17 protein-coding genes are annotated in these 21487 nt (G+C 71.4%); 2 read left to right on the forward strand and 15 right to left on the reverse strand.

Translation table 11 applies throughout. The features are described 5' to 3' along the window. Positions 1–244: 244 nt before the first annotated feature. The 6 genes from serA to ACIRU3_RS35725 all read right to left on the reverse strand — a co-directional run bounded on the left by serA (position 245) and on the right by ACIRU3_RS35725 (position 10167). Entirely contained in the window at positions 245–1834 is a 1590-nt protein-coding gene (serA, locus tag ACIRU3_RS35700; RefSeq protein ID WP_404065546.1) for a phosphoglycerate dehydrogenase, read from the reverse strand. 228 nt (positions 1835–2062) lie between these two features. Then, entirely contained in the window at positions 2063–3061 is a 999-nt protein-coding gene (gene ilvC / locus ACIRU3_RS35705; RefSeq protein WP_404065547.1) for a ketol-acid reductoisomerase, read from the reverse strand. Between the two features lie 112 nt (positions 3062–3173). Next, positions 3174–3698, reverse strand: coding sequence for an acetolactate synthase small subunit (gene ilvN / locus ACIRU3_RS35710; protein ID WP_317445551.1), 525 nt, complete (start codon positions 3696–3698; stop codon positions 3174–3176). Positions 3699–3727: 29 nt separating this feature from the next. Beyond that, complete coding sequence (locus ACIRU3_RS35715) at positions 3728–5581, reverse strand: acetolactate synthase large subunit (RefSeq protein ID WP_404065549.1); 1854 nt, start codon at positions 5579–5581, stop codon at positions 3728–3730. Positions 5582–5818: 237 nt separating this feature from the next. After that, positions 5819–8839, reverse strand: coding sequence for a putative bifunctional diguanylate cyclase/phosphodiesterase (locus ACIRU3_RS35720; RefSeq protein WP_404065551.1), 3021 nt, complete (start codon positions 8837–8839; stop codon positions 5819–5821). 374 nt (positions 8840–9213) lie between these two features. Next, positions 9214–10167, reverse strand: a complete 954-nt coding sequence (locus ACIRU3_RS35725) for a 2-hydroxyacid dehydrogenase (protein ID WP_404065553.1) — start codon at positions 10165–10167, stop codon at positions 9214–9216. A 74-nt stretch (positions 10168–10241) separates the two neighbouring features. Here ACIRU3_RS35725 and ACIRU3_RS35730 point away from each other — a divergent pair, with 74 nt between their 5' ends. Continuing rightward, positions 10242–11237: an aldo/keto reductase gene (locus tag ACIRU3_RS35730; RefSeq protein WP_404065556.1), complete on the forward strand. Its 996-nt coding sequence runs from the start codon at positions 10242–10244 to the stop codon at positions 11235–11237. Between the two features lie 100 nt (positions 11238–11337). Next, on the forward strand, positions 11338–12498 hold the full coding sequence (locus ACIRU3_RS35735) for a PQQ-dependent sugar dehydrogenase (RefSeq protein WP_404065558.1): 1161 nt from the start codon (positions 11338–11340) through the stop codon (positions 12496–12498). A gap of 20 nt (positions 12499–12518) precedes the next feature. Here the strand turns inward: ACIRU3_RS35735 and ACIRU3_RS35740 are convergent, their stop codons facing one another. The 9 genes from ACIRU3_RS35740 to gatA form a co-directional block, all read right to left on the reverse strand. Next, on the reverse strand, positions 12519–12719 hold the full coding sequence (locus ACIRU3_RS35740) for a DUF6191 domain-containing protein (RefSeq protein ID WP_404065561.1): 201 nt from the start codon (positions 12717–12719) through the stop codon (positions 12519–12521). Positions 12720–12756: 37 nt separating this feature from the next. Continuing rightward, positions 12757–15801 carry an AAA family ATPase gene (locus tag ACIRU3_RS35745; RefSeq protein WP_404065564.1) on the reverse strand — a complete coding sequence of 1015 codons (3045 nt, stop codon included), beginning with the start codon at positions 15799–15801 and terminating at the stop codon, positions 12757–12759. A 194-nt stretch (positions 15802–15995) separates the two neighbouring features. After that, positions 15996–16187, reverse strand: a complete 192-nt coding sequence (locus ACIRU3_RS35750; protein WP_404065566.1) for a hypothetical protein — start codon at positions 16185–16187, stop codon at positions 15996–15998. Positions 16188–16383: 196 nt separating this feature from the next. Next, positions 16384–16959 carry a hypothetical protein gene (locus ACIRU3_RS35755; RefSeq protein WP_404065569.1) on the reverse strand — a complete coding sequence of 192 codons (576 nt, stop codon included), beginning with the start codon at positions 16957–16959 and terminating at the stop codon, positions 16384–16386. A gap of 54 nt (positions 16960–17013) precedes the next feature. Beyond that, on the reverse strand, positions 17014–17568 hold the full coding sequence (locus tag ACIRU3_RS35760; RefSeq protein WP_404065572.1) for a GNAT family N-acetyltransferase: 555 nt from the start codon (positions 17566–17568) through the stop codon (positions 17014–17016). A 153-nt stretch (positions 17569–17721) separates the two neighbouring features. Continuing rightward, positions 17722–18036, reverse strand: coding sequence for a hypothetical protein (locus ACIRU3_RS35765; RefSeq protein WP_404065575.1), 315 nt, complete (start codon positions 18034–18036; stop codon positions 17722–17724). A 189-nt stretch (positions 18037–18225) separates the two neighbouring features. Beyond that, positions 18226–19740: an Asp-tRNA(Asn)/Glu-tRNA(Gln) amidotransferase subunit GatB gene (gene gatB, locus ACIRU3_RS35770; protein WP_404065577.1), complete on the reverse strand. Its 1515-nt coding sequence runs from the start codon at positions 19738–19740 to the stop codon at positions 18226–18228. A gap of 16 nt (positions 19741–19756) precedes the next feature. Then, a complete protein-coding gene (locus ACIRU3_RS35775) occupies positions 19757–19996 on the reverse strand; it encodes a hypothetical protein (RefSeq protein ID WP_020942391.1) in 240 nt (79 codons plus the stop codon). Beyond that, a complete protein-coding gene (gatA, locus tag ACIRU3_RS35780; RefSeq protein WP_404065579.1) occupies positions 19993–21486 on the reverse strand; it encodes an Asp-tRNA(Asn)/Glu-tRNA(Gln) amidotransferase subunit GatA in 1494 nt (497 codons plus the stop codon). Before gatA ends, ACIRU3_RS35775 begins: the two co-directional genes overlap by 4 nt. Position 21487 lies beyond the last annotated feature (1 nt).

Here is a 21487-nt window from a genome sequence, read left to right on the forward strand (position 1 = left end):
GCTCGTTGTTTGTTTGGGGGGGGGGGGGGGGGGCGGGGGGGGGGGGGGGGGGGGGGGGGGGGGGGGGGGGGGCCCCCGCCCCCCCCCCCCCCCCGGGGGGGGGGGGGGCCCCACCCCCCCCCCCCCCCCCGGCGCTCTGCACCACTGCGATCGGCCGGCGGTTCGGCCCGTCCGCCGTCGGGGGACGAGGCCGTTCGGCCGAAGCGGGGGTCCGGGGGGCCGCAGCCCCCCGGTGACGGCGACCTCAGACCAGGTTGACCGAGCGTGCGGACGTGGCCCCGATCTCCTCCGCGACCTCGGCCAGCACACCGGCGGCAACCGTGGTGTCCACGGTCAGCACCGCCAGCGCCTGTCCGCCCACCACGTCACGAGCGACCTGCATGCCGGCGATGTTGATGCCCGCCTCGCCGAGGATGCGGCCGACGGTGCCGACGACACCCGGGCGGTCCTCGTAGCGCAGGACGACCATGTGCTCGGCGAGGGCGAGGTCGACGTCGTAGTCGCCGACCGCGACGATCTTCTGGACGTGCTTCGGACCGGCCAGCGTGCCGGAGACCGACACCTCCTCGCCATTACCGAGCGTGCCGCGCACGGTCACCACGTTGCGGTGGTCGGCGGACTCGGAGCTGGTGGTCAGGCGCACCTCGACGCCACGCTCCTGCGCGAACAGCGGCGCGTTGACGTACGACACCGTCTCGTCGACGACGTCCTCGAAGACACCCTTGAGCGCCGACAGCTCCAGCACCTTGACGTCGTGCTGGGTGATCTCGCCGTAGACCTCGACGTCGAGGCGGACCGCGACCTCGCCCGCGAGCGCGGTGAAGATGCGGCCGAGACGCTCGGCGAGCGGCAGACCCGGCTTGACGTCCTCGGCGATGACGCCGCCCTGGACGTTCACCGCGTCCGGCACCAGCTCACCGGCGAGCGCGAGGCGCACCGACTTGGCGACGGCGATACCGGCCTTCTCCTGCGCCTCGTCCGTCGAAGCGCCGAGGTGCGGGGTGGCCACGACCTGGTCGAACTCGAACAGCGGGGAGTCCGTGCACGGCTCCTTGGCGTACACGTCCAGACCCGCGCCCGCGACGCGGCCCTCCTTGAGCGCCGAGTACAGCGCCTCCTCGTCGACGATGCCGCCGCGCGCGGCGTTGACGATGCGCACGCCGGGCTTGACCTTGCGCAGCGCCTCGTCACCGATCAGGCCGAGGGTCTCGGGGGTTTTGGGCAGGTGGACGGTGATGAAGTCGGAGACCTCGAGCAGCTCGTCCAGGGACAGCACCTTGACGCCCATCTGGGCGGCCCGCGCGGGCTGCACATAGGGGTCGTAGGCGACGACCTTCATACCGAAGGCGGACATGCGCTGCGCGACGAGCGCACCGATGCGGCCCAGGCCCACGACGCCCAGCGTCTTCTCGGCCAGCTCGACACCCGTGTACTTGCTGCGCTTCCACTCGCCGTTCTTGAGCGCGGCGTTCGCCTGCGGGATGTTGCGCGCGGTGGCGACGATCAGGCCGCAGGCCAGCTCGGCGGCCGTGACGATGTTGGAGGTGGGGGCGTTGACGACCATCACGCCGGCCTTGGTGGCGGCGGAGACGTCGACGTTGTCGAGGCCGACGCCGGCTCGGGCGACGACCTTGAGCTTCTTGGCGGCGGCGATGGCCTCGGCGTCGACCTTGGTGGCGGAACGGACCAGGATCGCGTCGACCTCGGCGATGGCGGGGAGCAGTTCGGCTCGGTCGGCTCCGTTGCAGTGCCGGATCTCGAAGTCCGGGCCGAGCGCATCGACGGTCGCGGGCGACAGCTCTTCAGCGATGAGTACGACGGGTTTCGAGCTCACGTGAGTCCTCACAAGTCCAATGCGGACGGCCGTCCCGACGGCCGCTGGCGGTGGAGGGGCTAGCCGCGGAAGACGCACGACGCTGTGGGCCTGACGCGTATGTTGTGCAGCAGTGTAGTGGCGTGACGGAGGCCGTCTTGCGCCGCTGCGGAAGGATCACCCGTCCGGGGCTGGACGGGATGGACAACGGGGGCCGGAGCAGTCTGCCCCGACCCCCTGACGTGGGGCTTACGCCTCCTCGTTCACCCAGCTCATCAGCTTGCGCAGCTGCTTGCCGGTGGTCTCCAGCAGGTGCTCGGCGTCCTGCGTCTTGTACTCGTTGTACTTCTTCAGACCGCCGTGGTACTCGTCCATCCAGTTCTGGGCGAAGGTGCCGTCCTGGATCTCCGTGAGGACCTGCTTCATCTCGGCCTTGGTGGCGTCGGTGATGATGCGCGGGCCGGTGACGTAGTCGCCCCACTCGGCGGTCTCGGAAACGGACCAGCGCATCTTCTCCAGGCCGCCCTCGTACATGAGGTCGACGATCAGCTTCAGCTCGTGCAGGCACTCGAAGTAGGCGATCTCCGGCTGGTAGCCCGCCTCGACCAGGGTCTCGAAGCCGGCCTTGACCAGGGCGGAGGTGCCGCCGCACAGCACGGCCTGCTCGCCGAACAGGTCGGTCTCGGTCTCCTCGGTGAAGGTCGTCTTGATGACACCCGCGCGGGTGCCGCCGATGGCCTTGGCGTACGACAGGGCCAGCGGGAAGGCGTTGCCGGTGGCGTCCTGCTCGACGGCGGCGATCGCCGGAACGCCACGGCCCTCCTCGTACTGGCGGCGCACCAGGTGGCCCGGGCCCTTGGGGGCGACCAGGGCGACGTCGACGCCGGCCGGGGGCTTGATGAAGCCGAAGCGGATGTTGAAGCCGTGGGCGAAGAACAGCGCGTCGCCGTCCTTCAGGTTCGGGGCGATCGACTCCTCGTAGACCTGGGCCTGGATCGGGTCCGGGATGAGGATCATGATGACGTCGGCCTCGGCGGCGGCCTCGGCCGGAGTCACCACGCGCAGGCCCTGCTCCTCGGCCTTGGCCTTGGACTTGGAGCCCTCGTGCAGACCGACTCGCACGTCGACGCCCGAGTCACGCAGCGACAGCGCGTGGGCGTGGCCCTGGCTGCCGTATCCGATGACCGCGACCTTGCGGCCCTGGATGATGGACAGGTCGGCGTCGGCGTCGTAGAACAGCTCGGCCACTTTGGGTTCTCTCCTTGGTGTGCAGGTTGTGCGTCCCACCGTATGACGGTGAGGGGACGGGAAGTCTCGTGGTCTCGGCATACGGGCGGCACGAGACCGCCCGTACCCAGCCTTACGCGGATCGGTCGAGGGCGCGCAGCGAGCGGTCCGTGATCGAACGGGCTCCGCGTCCGATCGCGATCGTGCCGGACTGGACCAGTTCCTTGATGCCGAACGGCTCCAGCATCTTGAGCATGGCGGACAGCTTCTCGGTGGATCCGGTGGCCTCGATGGTGACGGCCTCCGGGGAGACGTCGACCGTCTTGGCGCGGAACAGCTGGACGATCTCCACGATCTGGGAGCGGGTCTCGTTGTCGGCACGCACCTTCACCAGAACGAGTTCGCGCTGAACGGCCTGGCCGGGCTCCAGCTCGACGATCTTCAGCACGTTGACGAGCTTGTTGAGCTGCTTGGTGACCTGCTCGAGCGGCAGGTCCTCGACGCCCACCACGATGGTGATGCGGGAGATGTCGGGGTGCTCGGTGACACCGACCGCGAGCGAGTCGATGTTGAAGCCACGGCGGGAGAACAGGGCGGCGATCCGGGCGAGGATGCCCGGCGTGTTCTCCACCAGGACGGAGAGCGTGTGCTTGGACATGTCTGGTTGCTCTTCCTTGCCAGTCGTCGTCAGTCGTCTTCGTTGTCGCCGAAGTCGGGGCGGACGTCCCGGGCGGCCATGATCTCGTCGTTGGAGGTGCCTGCGGCGACCATCGGCCACACCATCGCGTCCTCGTGGACGATGAAGTCGACGACGACCGGGCGGTCGTTGATGGAGTTCGCCTCTTCGATGACCTTGTCCAGGTCCTCCGGCCGCTCACAGCGAATGGCGTAGCAGCCCATGGCCTCCGACAGCTTCACGAAGTCGGGGACGCGGGTGCCGGCGCTCGGCTGCTTGCCGTCCGCCTCCGGGCCGCTGTGCAGCACGGTGTTGGAGTAACGCTGGTTGTAGAAGAGGGTCTGCCACTGGCGGACCATCCCGAGTGCGCCGTTGTTGATGATGGCGACCTTGATCGGGATGTTGTTCAGGGCGCAGGTGGTCAGCTCCTGATTGGTCATCTGGAAGCAGCCGTCGCCGTCCACCGCCCAGACCGTACGGTCCGGCATGCCGGCCTTGGCGCCCATGGCGGCCGGGACCGCGTAGCCCATCGTGCCGGCGCCGCCGGAGTTCAGCCAGGTGGCCGGCTGGTCGTACCCGATGAAGTGCGCGGCCCACATCTGGTGCTGGCCGACGCCCGCCGCGAAGATCGAGCCCTCGGGTGCGAGCTGCCCGATGCGCTCGATGACCTGCTGCGGGGACAGCGAGCCGTCCTCGGGCTGGTCGTAGCCGAGCGGGTAGGTCTCGCGCCAGCGGTTGAGGTCGCTCCACCATGCGGTGTAGTCGCCCTTGTTGCCCTCGCTGTGCTCCTTCTGCACGGCCTGGACCAGGTCGGCGATGACCTCGCGGGCGTCGCCGACGATCGGCACGTCGGCGGCGCGGTTCTTGCCGATCTCGGCCGGGTCGATGTCGGCGTGGACGATCTTGGCGTACGGGGCGAAGCTGTCCAGCTTGCCGGTGACACGGTCGTCGAAGCGGGCTCCGAGGGCGACGATCAGGTCGGCCTTCTGCAGCGCGGTGACGGCGGTGACCGCACCGTGCATGCCCGGCATTCCCACGTGCAGCGGGTGGCTGTCGGGGAACGCGCCGAGCGCCATCAGGGTGGTGGTGACGGGCGCTCCGGTGAGTTCGGCGAGGACCTTCAGCTCGGCGGTGGCCTGCGCCTTGAGGACGCCGCCGCCGACGTAGAGGACGGGCCGCTTGGCCGAGGTGATCAGCTTGGCCGCCTCGCGGATCTGCTTGGCGTGCGGCTTGGTCACCGGGCGGTAGCCGGGCAGGTCCATGGTGGGCGGCCAGGAGAAGGTGGTCTTCGCCTGGAGGGCGTCCTTGGAGATGTCGACCAGGACCGGACCCGGGCGGCCGGTGGAGGCGATGTGGAAGGCCTCCGCGATGACCCGCGGGATGTCCTCGGCCTTGGTGACGAGGAAGTTGTGCTTGGTGATCGGCATGGTGATGCCGACGATGTCCGCCTCCTGGAAGGCGTCCGTGCCGATCGCCTTCGAGGCGACCTGGCCGGTGATCGCGACCAGCGGCACCGAGTCCATGTGCGCGTCAGCGATCGGCGTGACCAGGTTGGTGGCGCCGGGACCCGAGGTGGCCATGCACACGCCGACCCTGCCGGTGGCCTGCGCGTAGCCGGTGGCCGCGTGGCCGGCGCCCTGCTCGTGCCGGACCAGCACGTGGCGGACCCGGGTGGAGTCCATCAGCGGGTCGTACGCCGGGAGGATCGCACCGCCGGGAATACCGAATACCGTCTCAGCGCCGACCTCCTCGAGGGAGCGGATGAGGGACTTCGCACCCGTGACGTGCTCGACGGGGGCGGACTGTCCTCCGGATCGGGGCCGGGGCTGCGGATGGGCCCCGGTGGCCTGCTCGGTCATCGGCATTCTCTTCTCGATGCTGAGGGTTTTTGCGAGGTTTAGGCGTATTTCAAGCAGTGCACGAAAGGCGCTCGTGCAACAAAAAACCCCTCGTGCCGTAGGGCAAGCGAGGGGAGCGCGCCGGTGAAGTTGCTGGGGATTCCGGATCGTCCTCCGGTGGGTCCCAGCTCAGCCGACGCGCTGTCCAAGTACGAGAATTCGGGTGCGCATGGCACTGACCCTCCCCCCGGCACGCACCACGTGTCAAGTGGGTGGGACGGGAGTCTCATTATGTGAGCGAAGGGCACTGCCACCTCCGAAGACGGCGGACACACCTCCGGTGTACACCCCCGCGCCCCCGCCCGCGAACGCCGGCTCGGCCGGCGCGTGCGGCACGGGATAATGGCCGGATCCGAGCGCCCGGCGCAGCCGGTACTCGTCCAGCGGCCCCGCGAACGCCATGCCCTGCCCGTGGGTGCAGCCCATCGCGCGCAGCGCGACCACCTGTTCCGGCAGGTCCACGCCCTCGGCGACCGACTGCAGGCCGAGATCGCCGGCGATGCGGAGCAGCCCGCTGGTGATCTTGTGCAGCCGTGCGGACTCCACGACGCCCTCGACCAGACCGCGGTCGAGCTTGAGTACGTCCACGGGCAGCCGCCTCAGGGCCGTGATCGCCGCGTAGCCGCTCCCGAAGCCGTCCAGCGCGATCCGCACGCCGAGCCGGTTGAGCGCGGTCAGGCGCCGCTCCAGCTCCTCGAGCGAGGTCCTCGGGTCGGTGTCGGACAGCTCGACGACCAGTGCGCCGGGCGGCAGCCCGTGCCGGGTCAGCAGCGCCTCCACGGAGCCGAGCGGCACCGAGCGGTCCAGCAGCCGCCGGGCGCTCATCCGCACGGCCACCGGCACCACGGTCCCGGTGGCGGCCCGCTCTGCGGCCTGCTCCACGGCCTCCTGGAGGATCCAGCGGTCCAGCTCGGCGGTCTTGTCGCCGTCCTCGGTCACCCGCAGGAACTCGGCCGGGGTGAACAGCACCCCTTGGGAGGAGCGCCAGCGCGCCTGCGTCGAGACGGAGGTGATCCGGCCGCTCTTCAGACAGACCACCGGCTGGTGCAGCAGCGCGAACTCGCCGTCGTGCAGCGCGGCGCGCAGCCGTGTGGCCAGCTCCGCCTTGCGTACGACGTCCTGCTGCATCTGCGGCTTGTACAGCTCGACGCGGCCCTTCCCGGCCGACTTCGCGCGGTACATCGCCAGGTCGGCGTTGCGCAGCAACTCGCCCGCGCCGAGCCCCGTCTCGGCGAAGGCGACACCGATGGAGGCGTTGACCCGGACATCGTTGCCGTCGATGGCGTAGGGCTGGGAGAGGGTCACCCTGAGGCGGTCGGCGAGCTCCAGGATGTTGCGCTCCCGGGCGGCACGGTCACGGGTGCCGTCCCCGACGATCAGGGCCGCGAACTCGTCGCCGCCCAGCCGGGACGCGGTGTCCCCGTGCCGGACCGCGTCCTGGAGTCTGCGGGCGGCCTGGACGAGCAGTTCGTCCCCCGCCTGGTGTCCGATCGTGTCGTTGACGGCCTTGAAGCCGTCCAGGTCGATGAAGAGCACGGCCGTGCCGCGCAGGGCGGCGCCCCGGTCGGTGGAGCGGCGGCCGGACACGGCCTGCTGGACGCGCTTGGTGAACAGCGCCCGGTTGGGCAGGTCGGTGAGCGGGTCGTGCTCGGCGTTGTGCTGCAACTGAGCCTGCAGCCGCACTCTTTCGGTCACGTCCCGGCTGTTGAAGATCAGGCCGCCGTGATGCCGGTTGACGGTCGACTCGACGTTGAGCCAGCCGCCCTCGCCGGACCGGAAGCGGCACTCGATGCGTGTGGTGGCCTCCTCCAGCGGGCTGACGGCGAGGAACCGGCGCACCTCGTGCACCACACAGCCCAGGTCCTCCGGGTGGATCAGAGCGGCCAGCTCCGTGCCCACCAGCTCCTCGGCGGTCCGTCCGTAGACCCCGGCGGCGGCCGGGGAGACGTACCGGAGGATGCCGTTGGGTGCGGCGATCATGATGACGTCGCTGGAGCCCTGCACCAGGGAGCGGAAGTGGTTCTCCTTCTGCGCCAGTTCCTGGGTGAGGGTGATGTTGTCCAGCAGCATGATGCCCTGGCGGATGACGAGTGCCAGTACGACGGCACCCGCGGTGATCAGCACGACATGGTCGGGCTTGCGGCCGTTGAGGACGTTGTACAGGATGCCCAGGGTGCACACGGCGGCGGCGAGGTACGGGGTGAGCGCGGCGAGCGAACCGGTGAGCGGCCGTCCGGCCGGGTACCGGGTGTGATCGCCTCCCGGTGCCGGCGCGGGCACGTACGGGTGGCCCGTGCTGCGCTGTCCGGGCACGTGCTCGTGGACCACGCGCGTGTACCCGTCCGGTACGTGCCGCTCGCCGTCCTGTGCTCCCGGGCGCCGTGGGGCGGCCCAGGGGGCGTAGGCGAGCAGCAGCGAACCGGCGAACCAGCCCGCGTCCAGCAGCTGTCCGGAGCGGTAGCTGCTGTGCAGCAGCGGCGAGGTGAACAGCGCGTCGCACATCACGGTCAGGGCGAGCGCGCCGATCGCCGTGTTCACCGCCGTGCGGTTGCCCGGGGAGCGGCGGAAGTGCAGCGCGAGCACCATGCTGACGAGCGCGATGTCGAGCAGCGGGTACGCGAGGGACAGCGCGGTGTGCGCCACGCTCGGCCCGTCGAACCGGGCCGCCTGGGCGAGTGCGAGGCTCCACGACAGGGTGAGCAGCGAGCCGCCGATCAGCCAGGCGTCCAGCGACAGGCAGATCCAGCCCGCCCGGCTCACGGGCCGTTTGGCGAGGACCAGCAGACCCACGATGGCGGGAGGCGCGAAGCACAGGAAGAACAGGTCGGCGTAGCTCGGGCTGGGCACGGGGCGCCCCAGCACGACCTCGTACCACCCCCAGACCGCGTTGCCCAGGGCCGCCATCGCCGAGGAGAGCGCGAACAGCAGCCAGGCCGGCCGGAAGCGGACCCGCGGGCTGCGGGCGTAGAGGAAGCAGGAGACGGCGGCGGCGCCCGCCGCCGCGCTCAGCCCGAAGTCGCCCATGATCAGCGCGATCCGGCCGGAGCCCCAGTCGAAGGTGGACCCGATGGCATAGGCGCCGCAGGCCAGGGCGAGGACGAGCTGATGGACCAGCCGCGGTCCGTCGCCGACGGCCGGCGGACGGGACGGCACGGGTGCCCCCGGCGACTGTGCCACGTACAGCGCGCCCTCGAGGGTGGTGGTCACGGAGGGCGGCGCGTTCACCGGGGCCTCCCGGTCCCTGCCGCCCCCGGGTCCCGTGGGTCCCGGTGCGCATGCCTCCTGCGGCCGCCCGGCTTGCGGTGGTGGCTGTGATGGTTCGTGTGGTGGCCGTGTCTGCGCGCCGCCGAGCGCCAGGGTCGCCGTCGGCGGCTCCGCCGCGTCGGATCGTTCGTCCATAGGCCGTGCATCGCCCGTCGCCCCCCTCACAAAATCTGAAATGTCCATCCCCGGCGCCAAAAGTCAGCGGCGCAGCCCCTGTCGGGACGATACACCAGGATCGTCACTCAGGGACATAGCTTCTCTACGCTCCGTGACGATCAGTGGAGGTGCGAGTACGGCCCGCGTCCGAAGGATTGCAGAGGGTGCCGGAAAGCGGATTACGCCCCCGTTGTGAGGATCACGTTCCGCAGGGGCTCCCGGTTCACGAAGCGGGTCAACTGGTCCACGAGCAGCCGCTTTGCGCGCGGCAGGAAGGCCGAGCTCGGCCCGCCCACGTGCGGGCTGATGAGCACGCCGGGCGCCTGCCACAAGGGATGTCCCGGCGGCAGCGGCTCGGGATCGGTCACGTCCAGGGCCGCGGTGATGCGCCCGTTCTCCAGCTCCGCGAGCAGTGCCTTGGTGTCGACGACGGGCCCTCGGGCGACGTTCACGAGCAGCGCCCCGTCCTTCATCCGGCCCAGGAATTCGGCGTCGGCCAGGCCTCGGGTGTCCTCTGTCAAGGGCGTGGAAAGGATCACGACATCGGCGTCCGGAAGCAGTGAGGGCAATTCGGTGAGCGGGTGCACCAGACCGCGCGCCGTGGTGCGCTGGGAGCGCGCGACGCGCGCCACCCGCGCCACTTCGAAGGGTGCGAGCCGGTCCTCGATGGCGGTGCCGATGGCGCCGTAACCCACGATGAGGACGTTCTTGTCGGCGAGGGAGGGGCGGAAGCCGCCCTGCCAGTGGCCCTCCTGCTGGGCCCGGACGAACCCGGGGATGCCGCGCAGGGAGGCCAGGGTCAGGGTCAGCGCGAGTTCGGCCGTGCTCGCCTCGTGCACACCGCGCGCGTTGCACAGCCGGACGCCGGGCACGATGGCCGACAGCCGGGCGGTGATGTCGTCGACGCCCGCGGTGAGCGTCTGGATGACGCGGACGTTGGTCAGATGCTCCAGCGGGCGCACCTTGACCGGCCACCGCTTCATGTACGGCACCACGTACAGGACGCAGTCCGCGGGGTCGCCGGGAAACGCCTGGTCGCCGTCCTCGCCCCCGTCCCAGAACAGGTACCTGGGCCCTGCGGGAAGCCCCTCGATCTCCTCCGGCGCGATGGGAAGCCACACGTCTGCACTCATGGCAGGAGGCTATGTCAGTCGTACAGGTGTGCAGAGGTTAGGTTGGGGCCCAGGAGAGGGAGGTTCACGAGCAGGTGGAGCGCAGGACGATCGGCGCGGGGGCGCTCGCGGTGGGGGCCGTCGGACTCGGGTGCATGCCGATGAGCTGGGCGTACAGCGGTTCCCGGCAGCGGGGCGACGAGTCGCTCAGAACGGTGCACCGGGCGCTGGACCTGGGCTCGGCCCTCCTGGACACGGCCGACATGTACGGCCCGTTCACCAACGAGCTGCTGCTGGGCCGGGTGCTGAAGGAACGGCGCCGGGACGCCTTCGTGTCGACGAAGGTGGGGCTGCTCGTGGGCGAGCAGCACATCGTGGCCAACGGCCGCCCGGGATATGTGAAGCGGGCCTGCGACGCCTCGCTGCGGCGCCTGCAGACGGATGTGATCGACCTCTACCAGCTGCACCGCGCCGACCCGGAGGTCCCCGTCGAGGAGACGTGGGGTGCGATGGCCGAGCTGGTGCAGGCGGGCAAGGTACGGGCGCTGGGCCTGAGCGCGATGGGCGCGCGCGGCGGGCGCCGCTCCGGGTCCCTGCACGACGCGACCCTGCGCCAGCTCCAGCGGATGCAGCAGGTCTTCCCGGTGACCGCGGTGCAGGCCGAGCTGTCGGTGTGGTCGCCGGAGGCGCTGGACGCGCTGCTGCCGTGGTGCGCGGCGCGGGGCGTGGGCTTCCTGGCGGCGATGCCGCTGGGCAACGGCTTCCTGACCGGCACGCTCACCCCGGGCGAGGGCTTCGAGCCGGACGACCTGCGCGCCCGCCACCCTCGTTTCACGGCCGAGATGATGGCGGCCAACCAGCCGATCGTCGCCGGTCTGCGCCGCGTCGCCCGCCGGCACGGCGAGGACGTCACCGCGGCCCAGGTGGCCCTGGCCTGGGTGCTCGCCCAGGGCCGTCATGTGATTGCGCTTCCCGGCACCAAGCGGGAGCGCTGGGCCGAGGAGAACGCGGCCGCGGCCGCCGTGCGGCTGAGCGCGGAGGACCTGGCGGAGGTGTCCCGGCTGCCGGCCGCGCAGGGGTCCTGGGACTGAGCGGTTCCGCATGCGGTTCTCGCGGACCGGGAACCCGGGTGGGGCGAGCGGTGTATGAGAGGGAGAGGCTGTCGTAGGACCGCCGCTGTCGAAAGGGACCATGATCGTGCAACGTCGAGCTGTGACGGCCGTGTTGGCCGTGTCCGCGCTCCTGCTGACGGCGGGCTGCTCCTCCGGCGGCGGTGGCTCGCCGGCCGCTCGCGGGAGTACGACATCACCGGGTGCCGCCGCCTCCTCCGCCCGGGCCACCGAGTCGGCTCCACCGGCCAAGGGCTCGGTGAAGGTGCTGCGCACGGTGGCCGAGGGCCTGAAGACACCCTGGGGCCTGGCCCCGCTCCCCGGTGGCGGCCTGCTGGTCTCCTCCCGGGACGACGGCACGATCACCCGGATCGACGAGAAGACGGGCCGGAAGACCGAGCTGGGCACGGTCTCCGGGGTCTCCCCGGCCGGCGAGGGCGGCCTGCTGGGCATCGCCCTGTCGCCCGACTACGCCTCGGACCACATGATCTACGCCTACTTCACCTCGGCGTCGGACAACCGCATCGTCCGGATGCTGTACGACGAGCAGAAGCCGGCCGGCGAGCAACTGGGCGCGCCCGACACCGTCTTCAAGGGCATCCCCAAGGGGATCATCCACAACGGCGGCCGCATCGCCTTCGGCCCCGACAAGATGCTCTACGCGGGCACCGGCGAGAGCGGAGACCGCGGCCTGGCCCAGGACAAGGAGTCCCTGGGCGGCAAGATCCTGCGCCTGACCCCGGAGGGCGAGCCGGCCCCCGGCAACCCGTTCCCCGACTCCCCGGTGTACTCGTACGGCCACCGCAACGTCCAGGGCCTGGCCTGGGACCCCGAACAGCGCCTGTTCGCCTCGGAGTTCGGACAGGACACCTGGGACGAGCTGAACGCGATCAAGCCGGGCGACGACTACGGCTGGCCGGACGCCGAGGGCAAGTCCTCCGACGCCGGCGTCCACAACCCGATAGCCCAGTGGCACACCGACGATGCCTCCCCCAGCGGTATCGCCCAGGTCAACGGCGTGGTCTGGATGGCCGGCCTCAAGGGACAACGCCTGTGGCGCATTCCCCTGCAGGGCACCAGCGCCTCGGCAGCCCCCCAGTCCTTCCTCAAGGGTGAGTACGGCCGCCTGCGCACGGTGGTTGCCGCGGGCGGCGACAAGATATGGCTGGTCACGAGCAACACGGACGGCCGCGGGACGCCCAGGAAGGGGGACGACCGGGTGCTGGAGGTGGAGGTGAAGTAGCGCCGGGTCTCATCGCCCGCTCACTCGTCGTCGTCCCCGGGTTGCGTATCGGTGGAAGGCTGCTTGGGCGGGCGTACGACGACCTTTCCCGATGCGAGATCTATGGGCCCCCGGCCGGGGTCGTTGTCCCCGACGTCCTCCCGGCTCAGCTCCAGACGCTTCTCCTCGTCGTGGGTGTGTTTGCGACCGGGTGCGAACAGTTCCTCGAAGGCGTTGAACACGGCTTCTCCCCCCTGCCGGTTTCCTCCAGCGTACGTCTCAGCCCGCCGTAGGGGCGGTGAGCGTGTCGGCCGGGAACAGGCCCAGCCGATGCGCCACCGCCGCTGCCTCTCCCCGGCCCGAGACACCGAGCTTGGACAGGATGTTGGAGACGTGGACGCTCGCGGTCTTCGGGGAGATGAAAAGTTCCTCGGCTATCTGGCGGTTGGTGCGGCCGGCCGAGACCAGACGGAGGACGTCCCGTTCCCTGCTGGTGAGGCCGAGTGCCTGTGCCGGGTCGGCGGGTGCGAGGGCCCCCCGTGGGGTGCGGGCGAGGGTGAGGCGGGCGCGCTGGGCGAGCCGGGTGACCGCGTCGGCGAGCGGGCGGGCGCCGAGGTGGTCGGCGACGGCCCCGGCGAGCCTGAGCAGCTCCACGGCCCGGTCGCGCTCGTCCTCACCGCCGTGGGCGAGCAGGGCCTGCGCGAGGCGGTGGCGGACCCGGGCGAGGTCGTAGGGGCGGTCCAGGCACTCGAAGGAGCTGACCACCGGTGCCCAGGTGTCGACGGTGTCCCTGCTCTCGGCCCGGTCCAGTTCCGCACGGGTCCACCGGCTGTAGGCCGCCCACAGGGGTACGCCGGTGGTGAGCCTGCGGGTGGCCTCGGAGAGGCGGTCGAGCAGCTCGGCGCGGCCGGGCTCGGCGGCGGGCACGGTGCGGGCGTCGGCCTCGGCGATGGCGGCGGCCAGCAACAGGGGCCAGGCGTAGCGGTGGGTGCCGGGCGGGAAGCCGGCCTCCACGGCGGTGAGCAGTTCGGCGCGGGCGTCGAGGATCCGGCCCTCCTCGGCGGCGACTCCGACGGTGATGCGGGCGAGGGGCAGCCCCTGCTGGGGCATCGGGTCGTGGGCGCCGAAGCGGGTGCGGGCGGTGGCCAGTTGGCGGCCGGCCTCGGCGATGTCACCGCGGGCCAGAGCGAGGTTCGCCAGGCGCAGGGCGCCCGCGCCCTGGGGTTTGGCACTGTGGCCGATGCGCATCGCCTGCCCGGCGGCCTCGGCGGCCTCCTCCCACCGGCCGAGCGCGTACAGCGTGTCGGAGAAGTTGCCCCACACCCATGCCTGGGAGTCGAGCAGCCCGAATCTGCGGGTGAGGGCGATGCCTTCGCGCAGGATGGGCTCGGCCTCCCGGTCGCGGCCGACGGCCTGCAGCGTGGCCGGCAGGTTCACATAGGCGCGGCCCACCACATGGGTCACGCCCTCCGTCAGGGCGTGCTCCTTGACGTGCCGCATCTCCGCGAGCCCGGCCTCCACGTCGCCGGCGTCCACCGTGAGGCCGCCCAAAGTGAGGCGGGCGTTGAGCTCGATCTCGCGGGCACCCACCATCCGCGCATACTCGACGGCGCGCTCGGCGGCCGCGAAGGCCTCGGACCCGGGTCGGTGCAGCATGGACCAGCTGGCGGCCTCCGCCAGCACCTCGGCGTGCACCTCCGAGGGCCGCAGACCCCGCACCAGCTCCTGCGCGGTGGCCAGTTCCTGCCATCCGTCGCCTCGGGCCAGCACCTGGACCACACGGGAGCGCTGCACCCAGAACCAGGCGGCGCGCAGGGGATCCGGTTCGTCCTCCAGCAGCCGCAGCGCCCGCTTGATGATCTTCAGGGCGCGTTCGCGTTCCCCGCCGAAGCGGCCCGCGATCGCCGCCTCGGCCATCAGGTCGAGATAGCGCAGCGGCGTGGTCGCCGGGTCGCAGCCGCAGGGCGGGTAGACGTCGGTGTAGTCGACCGGGCGCAGGGCGGAGCGGACCTCCTCGGGGGCGGTGTCCCACAGCTCCATCGCCCGCTCCAGGAGCCGCAGTTGCTCGGTGTAGGCGTGCCGGCTGCGGGCGACGACGGAGGCGTCCAGGACGGCGGGCAGGGCCCGGGCGGCGTCATGGGCGTGGTACCAGTAGCTGGCCAGGCGCATCACGCGTGCGTCGGCGGGGACGAGCGTGGGGTCGCCCTCGACTGCCTCGGCGTAGCGGCGGTTGAGGCGGGAACGTTCCCCGGGCAGCAGGTCGTCGGCGACCGCCTCGCGGACCAGGGCGTGCCGGAAGCGGTAGCCGTCGCCCTGCGGGGTCGCGGTGAGGATGTTGGCTCCCACGGCGGCCCGCAGCGCCTCGATGAGGTCGTCCTCGGTGAGCCGGGCGACGGCGGCGATCAGCCGGTACTCCACGGTGGAGCCGCCCTCGGCGACGATCCGGGCGACCCGCTGGGCGCTCTCGGGCAGCGTCTCGACCCGGACCAGGAGCAGATCGCGCAGGGAGTCGGTGAGGCCGGTGCAGCAGCCCTCGCAGGCGGCGACGGCGAGTTCCTCGACGAAGAAGGCGTTGCCGTCGGAGCGTTCGAAGATCTCGTCGACCTGGGCCGGGTCGGGTTCGGCGGCGAGGATGCCGGCGATCTGGCGGGCGACCTCCGCGCGGGTGAAACGGGCGAGTTCCAGCCGGTGGACGGTGCGCAGCCGGTCGAGTTCGGCGAGCAGGGGGCGCAGCGGGTGGCGTCGGTGGATGTCGTCCGCGCGGTAGGTGGCGAGGACGAGGATGCGGCCGGTGCGCAGGGTGCGGAAGAGGTAGGCGAGGAGGTGGCGGGTGGAGGCGTCGGCCCAGTGCAGGTCCTCCAGGACGAGCACGACGGTGTGCTCAGCGGCGACGCGCTCCAGCAGCCGGACCGTGAGTTCGAACAGGCGGGCCATGCCCTGCTCGTCATGGCGGCTGGAGGTGGCCTCCCCCAGCTCGGGCAGCAGCCGGGCCAGTTCCTCCTCCTGTCCGGCCCCGGCGGCGGTGAACTCCGCGGGCAGGGCGTCGCGCAAGGCGCGCAGCGCGGTGGAGAACGGGGCGAAGGGCAGCCCGTCGGCGCCGATCTCCACACAGCCGCCCACGGCGACCACGGCGGCCGAGCGGCAGGCGGCCATGGCGAACTCCTCGACGAGGCGGGTCTTGCCGACCCCCGCCTCACCGCCGAGCAGCAGCGCCTGCGGCTCCCCCGCGGCGGCACGGGCGAGCGCGTCGTTCAAGGTGGCCAACTCGTCGGTGCGGCCGACGAACACGGGACTGACGGACCTGGTCTCCACGGGCCCGAGCATCGCACGAGGGCCGGACGGCACGGCACCCGTTTTCCACAGTTGCGGTGCGATGGTCCTACCAAAGGGTGGGACGGTCGTAGGGACAGGCGAAAGGGTCGTACGACGCTCCGGGAGAGTCGTACGACCCTGGGACGGACGGCGGCCGACCCCCGTGCGGCCGCCGTCCGTGCTGCCGGCTCCCGCCGGACCGGCGCTCACGCGGTGCGCGGGAGCCGGTGCCGGCGGGGGCGGTCGGTATGGGTCTCGGCAGCCGCGGTGCTGTCCTGGGCAGCCGCCGTGCGGCGGGCGGTGCGGCGGGAGCGGCGGACCTCGCGGGCGAGGCGCTCCTGTGCGGCCTCCTGGCGCAGCTCGGCGGAACGCATCCGATGGAGTTCGAACTCGAACATGGCCCGTCCTTCGGGAGAGGTGGTTTCGTTCATCGCTTTCCGCGATGCCTCTACCTTCGTCTCCCAGGCGGGTGCGCCACATCGGGAGAGTTCCGCATCTTCACGCGTGTGGCCGGCCCTGGATGCGCGTAAGGGGCCTCAGGGGCTCCGTAAGGTACTCACGGATTCCCTAAGGCCCCTGGGGACCTGCGGTTCTTCAGCCGGTCGAGGGCAGGGCGAGCAGCGCGTCGGAGTACTTCAGGACGGCCAGGACCAGGCCGAGGACGCCGAGCGAGACGCCCGCCCAGGCGACGGACTTGATCCAGGCGGCCTGCGGGCGGCCCGGGGCGCCGAACGCGGGCCGGGCGAGCACCACCACGCCGGTGATCAGCGCGGCGAGCGCGAACAGGCCGGCCCACAGCGCGGTGGTGTGCCACGCGTCGCCGTAGACCTCCTTGACCTGCTGGGCGACGCTCGCGGTGGACGAGGTCTTCAGCTGGCCGACGAGGGTCTCACGGGCGGCGGCGACCGTGCCGATCCAGCCGCCGCTGAGCGAGACCAGGCCCAGCGCGGCGGAGACCACGGCACCGGCACCCTGGCCGACCCCGGAGGGGGCCTTCTCCTCCGGCGCCTCCTCGGACCCCTCGGGTGCCGTCTCGGTCCCGCCCTCCTCGGCCGGCCGGCCGTCCGGTTCCGCACCGTCCGCTGCGGCGTCGGCGGCCGCGGCCGCCGTTGCCTCCTCCGGTGCCTGCTCGTCGTCGGTCTTGGTGACGTCCTGTGTCTTCGTTGCCATGCCCGGCACCGTACGGACGCTGTCTGAGAGGTCTCTTAATGATCGCTGTGAGCGCTACGCGCGCGCGGCACGCCAATCGGCGGCCAGCACCGACCAGATCTCGGTGTCCGTGCGCACGCCCCGGTGCGGGTAGTTCTCCCTGAGGACGCCCTCACGGGTCATGCCGAGCCGCCGGGCCACCTTGATGCTGGGCTCGTTGGCCGACGACACCTGCCACTCCACCCGGTGCATGCCGCGCTCGTCGAACGCCCAGTCCAGCAGTACCCGCAGGCCGCGCGTCACGAGTCCGCGCCCGGCCGCCGCCGGTTCCAGCCAGCAGCCGGCCTCGCAGACGCCGCTCGGGGTGTCCCACACGCGAAAGAGCAGACCGCCCACCAGCTTCCCGTCCAGCCACACCCCGTGCAGGCTGCCGGCGTCGGCGGCGCGTTTGTCGGCGTACGAGCGCAGGTAGGCGCGGGCGGCGTCCAGGTCGGTCACCACGTCCGGCAGACCGATGTGGCGGCCGATGAACTCCCGCCCCCGGTCGATGTTGGCGAGCAGCTCGGCCGCGTGCCACACCTCAAGGGGCCGCAGTTCGGCGCCGTCCTCACCCAGGGACATCGCGTACATCGTGCTGCTGCTCCTCCCGCAGTTCCGCCACCGAGACCCTGCTCAGCCTCTCATGGGCGGCGCGGCACCCCGGCGGCTCGATGCAGGCGGAAGGTGATCGACCGCCGCGTGGGCTCTGTCGCACCTGGAGCACTTCGGATGTTTCGGGATGCTTCAGTCGAACTGGTCGCCGAGCGCCATGATCATCGTCCCCACGATCAGCATCCACAGCGCGCGTCGGGTACGGCCCCGGGAGCCGAGGACGGCGGCGACGGCGCACACGGCGGCACCGAGGCCGTAGGCGGCGGGCACCAGGGCCGGGGCGGAACCGGTGAGGCGGAGCAGCGCGGCAGCCAGTCCCGCGAGGGTGAGCAGAACTCCGGCGCCGGCCGCGACAAAGCGGGCCCGGCGGGCGTCCGAGACGTGGTCCGCCGCGTCCTCCGCCTCGGTTATGACGGGGTCGGTGTCGGAATCGGTGCGTCCACTCATGGCAGGGCGAGCGTAGCGCGTCCGGCTGGGACACCAGGCGCGGGGCCGTGCCCCTGGCGAACGGACGGGACCGCACGCGCTGTGGCTGCTGGACGGACCGGCGCCCGTGCGGGCTACCCGGTCGTGGGGCGCCGCAGGCAGCGGTACGGCCCCGGAGGTGGTACCTCCGGGGCCGTACCGAGCGGGGACTCAGCCCTCGCTCACACCCAGCTTCTCCAGGATCAGTTCCTTGACGCGGGCCGCGTCGGCCTGCCCCCGGGTCGCCTTCATGACCGCGCCGACCAGGGCGCCGGCCGCGGCCACCTTGCCACCGCGGATCTTGTCGGCGACGCCCGGGTTGCCGGCGATGGCCTCGTCGACGGCCGTACCAAGGGCCGAGTCGTCGGAAACCACCTTGAGACCGCGCTTCTCGACGACCTCGTCCGGGGTGCCCTCGCCCGCGAGGACGCCCTCGATGACCTGGCGGGCCAGCTTGTCGTTCAGTTCGCCGGAGTTCACCAGCTCGGTGACCCGGGCGACCTGCTCCGGCGTGATGGACAGCTCGTCCAGCGCCTTGCCCGACTCGTTGGCACTGCGCGCCAGTTCGCCCATCCACCACTTGCGGGCGGAGGCCGCGTCGGCCCCGGCGTCGATCGAGGCGACGATCGGGTCCAGCGCACCGGCGTTGAGGATCGCCTGCATGTCGGTGGCCGAGATGCCCCAATCCGCCAGCAGGCGGTTGCGGCGGGCCAGCGGCATTTCGGGCAGCCCCGCCCGGATCTCCTCGACCCACTCGCGCGAGGGGGCCACCGGCACCAGGTCCGGCTCGGGGAAGTACCGGTAGTCCTCGGCTTCTTCCTTCACTCGGCCCGAGGTGGTCGACCCCGTGTCCTCGTGGAAGTGGCGGGTCTCCTGGACGATCGTCCCGCCGCCGTTCAGCACGGCCGCGTGCCGCTGGATCTCGAAGCGGGCCGCTCGCTCGACGGAGCGCAGCGAGTTGACGTTCTTGGTCTCGCTCCGCGTGCCGAACTTCGCGGCGCCCTTGGGCATCAGCGACAGGTTCACGTCGCAGCGCATCTGGCCCATCTCCATACGGGCCTCGGAGACGCCGAGCGCCTTGATGAGCTCGCGCAGCTCACGGACGTAGGCGCGCGCGACCTCGGGGGCACGCTCGCCGGCGCCGACGATCGGCTTGGTGACGATCTCGATGAGCGGGATGCCCGCGCGGTTGTAGTCCAGCAGGGAGTGGGACGCGCCGTGGATACGGCCCGTGGCGCCGCCGACGTGCGTCGACTTGCCGGTGTCCTCCTCCATGTGGGCGCGCTCGATCTCCACGCGGAAGGTCTCGCCGTCCTCCAGCTGTACGTCGAGGTAGCCGTTGAAGGCGATCGGCTCGTCGTACTGGGAGGTCTGGAAGTTCTTCGGCATGTCCGGATAGAAGTAGTTCTTCCGGGCGAAGCGGCACCACTCTGCGATCTCGCAGTTCAGCGCGAGGCCGATCTTGATCGCCGACTCGATGCCGATCGCGTTGACGACCGGGAGCGCGCCGGGCAGGCCGAGGCAGGTCGGGCAGGTCTGCGAGTTGGGCTCGGCGCCCAGCTCGGTCGAACACCCGCAGAACATCTTGGTCTTGGTGCCGAGTTCGACATGGACCTCAAGGCCCATGACGGGGTCGTACGACGCCAGCGCGTCCTCGTACGACTCCAGGTCGGTCGTGGTGGTCACGGTGAAAACTTCCCTCTCAGCCCAGCAGGACGTCGTCGTCGCCCAGCCGCTTCAGCTCGCGGTAGAGGATGGCGAGGCCGGTGACGATCGCGACGGCGGACACGGTGGCGTCGATCAGCCGCAGTGTGTCGTGCTCGGCACGCGCCTTCTTGATCTGCTTGGCCACACCGAACGCGCCGAACGCGGTCCCGGCCATCGACAGGTACGTGCCGGACTTCGACTTCTTGAAGCCCTTGGCCTTGTTCAGTGCACTCACAGCGACGGAGCCTCCTCGAGCAGCGGGTGCCCCCACTTTTCCACGAAGGCGGCCTCGACGGCGGCACCCACCTTGTACAGCCGGTCGTCCTTGAGCGCCGGCGCGATGATCTGCAGCCCCACCGGAAGGTTGTCCTCCGGGGCGAGGCCGCAGGGCAGCGACATGGCCGCGTTCCCCGCCAGGTTGGTCGGGATGGTGCACAGGTCCGCGAGGTACATCGCCATCGGGTCGTCGGCGCGCTCGCCGATCGCGAACGCGGTGGTCGGGGTCGTCGGCGAGACGATCACGTCGACCTGCTCGAAGGCCTTCTCGAAGTCGCGCGTGATGAGCGTGCGGACCTTCTGCGCGGAGCCGTAGTAGGCGTCGTAGTAGCCGCTCGACAGGGCGTAGGTGCCGAGCATGATGCGGCGCTTGACCTCGGGGCCGAAGCCCGCCTCACGGGTGAAGGAGGTGACCTCCTCGGCGGAGTGCGTGCCGTCGTCGCCGGTCCGCCGGCCGTAGCGCAGGCCGTCGAAGCGGGCGAGGTTGGAGGAGCACTCGGACGGGGCGATCAGGTAGTACGCCGACAGGGCGAGGTCGAAGGACGGGCAGTCCAGCTCGACGATCTCGGCGCCCAGCTCCTTGAGCAGCGCGACGGACTCGTCGAAGCGCTGGATGACGCCGGCCTGGTAGCCCTCGCCGCGGAACTGCTTGACCACTCCGACCCGCATGCCCTCGACGCTGCCGTTGCGCGCGGCCTCGACCACCGGCGGGACCGGGGCGTCGATGGAGGTGGAGTCGAGCGGGTCGTGCCCGGCGATGACCTCGTGCAGCAGGGCCGCGTCCAGGACCGTACGGGCGCAGGGACCGCCCTGGTCGAGGGAGGACGAGAACGCCACCATGCCGAAGCGGGAGACCGCTCCGTACGTCGGCTTCACGCCGACCGTGCCCGTGACGGCGGCCGGCTGGCGGATGGAGCCGCCGGTGTCGGTGCCGATGGCCAGCGGGGCCTGGAAGGAGGCGAGAGCGGCGCTGGAGCCGCCGCCGGAGCCGCCGGGGATCTTGGTGAGGTCCCAGGGGTTGCCGGTCGGCCCGTAGGCGCTGTTCTCGGTGGAGGACCCCATGGCGAACTCGTCCATGTTGGTCTTGCCGAGGATGACGACGTCGGCGGCCTTCAGCCGCTTGGTGAGCGTCGCGTCGTACGGCGGGATCCAGCCCTCGAGGATCTTCGAGCCGACGGTCGTGGGCACGCCCTCGGTGGTGAAGATGTCCTTGAGCGCGAGCGGGACGCCGGCCAGCGGGCCGAGCTTCTCGCCGCGGGCCCGCTTCTCGTCCACGGCGCGCGCCTGGGCGAGGGCGCCCTCGCGGTCGACGTGCAGGAAGGCGTGGACCTTCTCGTCCACGGCCTCGATGCGGGCGAGGTGGGCCTCGGTCACCTCGACGGCCGTCAGCTCGCCGGAGGCGATCTTCTCGGCGGTCTCGGCGGCCGTGAGCTTGATGATGTCCGTCATG

The sequence above is a fragment of the Streptomyces sp. NPDC101151 genome, assembly GCF_044768335.1.
Classification (GTDB): domain Bacteria; phylum Actinomycetota; class Actinomycetes; order Streptomycetales; family Streptomycetaceae; genus Streptomyces.